This is a genomic window from Pedobacter sp. 05L430 (genome assembly GCF_056397585.1).
Genome location: NZ_JBFTNT010000391.1, coordinates 1 through 3,338, shown reverse-complemented (window position 1 = coordinate 3,338; position 3,338 = coordinate 1). Strand labels below are relative to the sequence as shown.

3 protein-coding genes are annotated in these 3,338 nt (G+C 38.0%); all 3 read right to left on the bottom strand.

Annotated features, from left to right (window positions below; all coding sequences use genetic code 11):
• Positions 1-351: hypothetical protein (locus tag AC1DG9_RS25320; RefSeq protein ID WP_477635488.1), on the bottom strand; the 351-nt coding region annotated here is incomplete at its 3' end.
• A 51-nt stretch (positions 352-402) separates the two neighbouring features.
• Positions 403-1,017, bottom strand: a complete 615-nt coding sequence (locus AC1DG9_RS25315) for an RNA polymerase sigma factor (RefSeq protein WP_337716718.1) — start codon at positions 1,015-1,017, stop codon at positions 403-405.
• Positions 1,018-1,129: 112 nt separating this feature from the next.
• Positions 1,130-3,338: alpha-mannosidase (locus AC1DG9_RS25310; RefSeq protein WP_477635487.1), on the bottom strand; the 2,209-nt coding region annotated here is incomplete at its 5' end.

Below are 3,338 nucleotides of genomic sequence, written 5' to 3'. Positions count from 1 at the left end.
CTTATAGGCTATATTTGTTTTTATCGGCAATAAATGTTCGGATTTAAAGAAAATTAATCCTGCGGCAAGCATCATCAGAAGAATAGCCGCCGCAGCTATCCATAATCTGTAATTAGATTTTTTTGAGTTCCCCTGTATTTCGGCTTGAATACCAGCCCACATTTCTTGCTCAATATTTGTTGTCCAATTATTTCTCTTTCCTGCACTATCCAGCGAAATTAAAATATCATCTTCCAACTGGTCTTTATAACGACCGGTTTTTATCATTGCCAGCAATTCATGCCATTCTTCCTCAGAAATGATATCTTCTTTAAAGTATTGTAATAGTATATGAAAACGGGCGCTCTTCATTATTGTAATTGAATTTTAACTAAAGACGATTCAAAAATGCAAATGGCCCAATCAGGAAAAAAAAATAATTAAAACAGCAAGAAAGGAAAGACTAATAGCGGTATCAATATGAGATTTAAAATAATCGCGTACACTTTTGCGACTCAACTCTAAATGCCGTTTAACTGTTAATTTAGAAACGTTCATTTTTTCAGCAATTTCAGCATAACTAAGCTCCTGTTCATTAACCAAAAGCCATGCTTCCTTTTGCTGAGGAGGTAATTGTCCTATCGCATTCTGCAATAATTTGTCGTATTCTATTTGCTCAATCTTTTCGTCTGTCGTATTTACAACATCACTCGCCCTTAAGGTTAATTCAGCAAAAAATTTAGTCTCTTTGGTGACTTTCTTAAAGTGATCGAGTGTTAAATTTTTGGCGATGATAAAAAGATAATCCTTTAAATTCTGTACGCCTTTTAATTTCTGACGATTGTTCCAGAATTTGACATAAACTTGTTGTACAAGTTCAATGGCTATGTGCTCATTTTTCACATAAGCCATTATAGCATTATAAATGTTCTTATTGGTCTGGTAGTACATTTGATTAAATGCCCGTTCATCGCCGGCAAAAATCTGTCTTAACAGTAAATTGTCATCATCAGCATTTTGCTTATCCAATCGTAACATATACCATAAAGCCCTAAGTTTATCCAGAGATATAACATCTCTAATATAAATATTTTAATCAACTGTTCAATCAATTATCCTACAATCTAAAATAGATTATTCAGCAAGAATTTTAGACACCCTTCACTTTTTTCGTTAAAGTATTGGTACTCAAAATAAAGCTGGCAGGTGCATAGGCTTTAAGCAGGAAAGACAATTTACCTCCAATGATATTGAGTGGCTTGCCAATTGCCTCCCCACGAAGATTTACAGGCGTAGCTTTGCGATAACCTGATCCTTTAGGCAGTTTAACACTAACATTATCCGAAATGCCACTTTGCTCCCATAAGCGCAAAACAATTTCTTTACCATCAGGGTTCTCTCCAAAGGCCGTAATTAACACTCCTTTTCTCGATATAGAAATACCTTCATTTTTTAAAGGTAATTGTCCGGCATCTTCATCTGAAACCCCAGTTAATAATGGCAAACGGGCCTCCCAGGATTTTTCCGTTAAGTTTGCAACTGTTTCGGAATTTTTATCTATAGGCCAGATTCGCACTCTTTCACTCCATGAACCTTCCTGCCATAATGGGAAATTCGTATTCCACATATTGTTATAAACATTTACAAACACAGAAGGTATTTTTGGAACATAATCTAAAGAGAACTTCCACAATCCCGGTTCACCTAAAGAAATTAAAGGAGAATCCTGGGGCATTAGCCCGATTCCTGATCTATCTTTCTGGGTAATTGAAACACCTGAATTTACTGCCATCAAATATTTATTACTACCCGAAATAAGATCGGTTGCGGGATTTATCGGGCCTCCCAAACGACCAACTGTAAATTTAGGGTCCTTAGCAGCAAAAGGAAAACACAACCAACCACCTTCAGGTTGTTTATCTGGGGCTTTACCATCTACAAACCACTCTATATCAACATAAGCTGAATTTCTAGGAAATGAAAACACTAAAGTGTACTTCTTTGCAAGCCCTTTAGTATCCATTGCAGTTAGGGTAGCCACATCGGCAATATCTGAATGAGTAACTGAAATTCCCCAATTATCAGGAGTAAACGCCATATACGGAGCTTTATCGGCACCAAGCATACCCGGCTTCCCTAGATCATTTAAACCCCATCCCTCTTTTATCCTGCTATAAACATTAAACCATAGGCCAACCTCAGTGGTACTGAATCGTTCATGCAAAAACTGACCAACAACATATTTAGAGGATTGATCTACTAATTCACGACCAGTCGTATTTTCTGTCAAAGAGGATATTCCTCCTCTTTTTAAGTCTAATACAATTTTAAAATAGGGCGTATTGAATTCAGCATTCTGATCATTCGTAATAGTTGCTTCCTTTAAATCATCTTGATTATAAGCAACATAGCCAGAAGGCGCAATTTCTTTAACATAAAAATAACTTCCTTTTTTCCATGGATTTTCAACAATTCCAGATCTCTTCCATGGTAGAGGATTGTACACTACCAAACGTTTCCCTGCCACATTTACTGACTTGGCCAGTAAATCAAGATCAGTAGTTAACTCAGCATTTATAATGTCATTGGTGTTATGGATGTATTGCCGTTTTACATCGTAAGAATGCAACCATTTCTTTTTACTTCCTGTGTTTGTATTATGTGCATTGCTGTTTTTCAGTTTCGAAAAATCGCCATTTTCAGGCTCGGGTTCTGCTGCTGCTTCAGTTAGCCATTTCTTCCAATCTTCGCCATAACTATAACGCGGGCCATACTCTGCATTCATGCCCCAGGTATGTTCGGCATACAAAAGACTTTGTTCATAAGCTTTATCCAGTTTGGCTGCAATACTGTTAACAGGTATTCCCCAGATTCCCATCTGGGTATTTAATCCATCAAGAGCAGATTCCAGAGGACGAATATTGCGTCCGATCTTTGCTTCCCGTGGGTTTGAAAGCAATCCGTGAATCCAGGAATCTGGTGTATCGCCTTTAACAGTTGGCAAATCTGGTTTTTCTGCTATTACTGCTTTTGCAAAATCATCAAGGGTTCCAAGATGTATTTTTGCGCCGGGCATTTCTTTATTAATCTGAGCAATGATAGCTTCAACTTCTTTCTGATTTGGTGGCCCATGGTTGTCGCCGGTCATAATCATTGCGAGGTAATTCCTGGATGGCCAGTCTGATGGTGCTTTTATTCCGGATCCATAATCAGCGGTGTACTGGCATAGGATTTTAGACCCATCCGCCCCCTCCCACCAAAAAATTTGAGGGAAACGTGGACTCTGGCTTGCCGGATTACATCCCAGTTGCAAAAACTTGATGCCAGCGTTATTCAATAAAGTTGGCATCACCCAGGAG

What these genes read in the sequence shown, in the direction of transcription:
- AC1DG9_RS25315 (WP_337716718.1), bottom strand. Translation starts at nt 1,017, where the DNA reads ATGTTACGATTGGATAAGCAAAATGCTGATGATGACAATTTACTGTTA.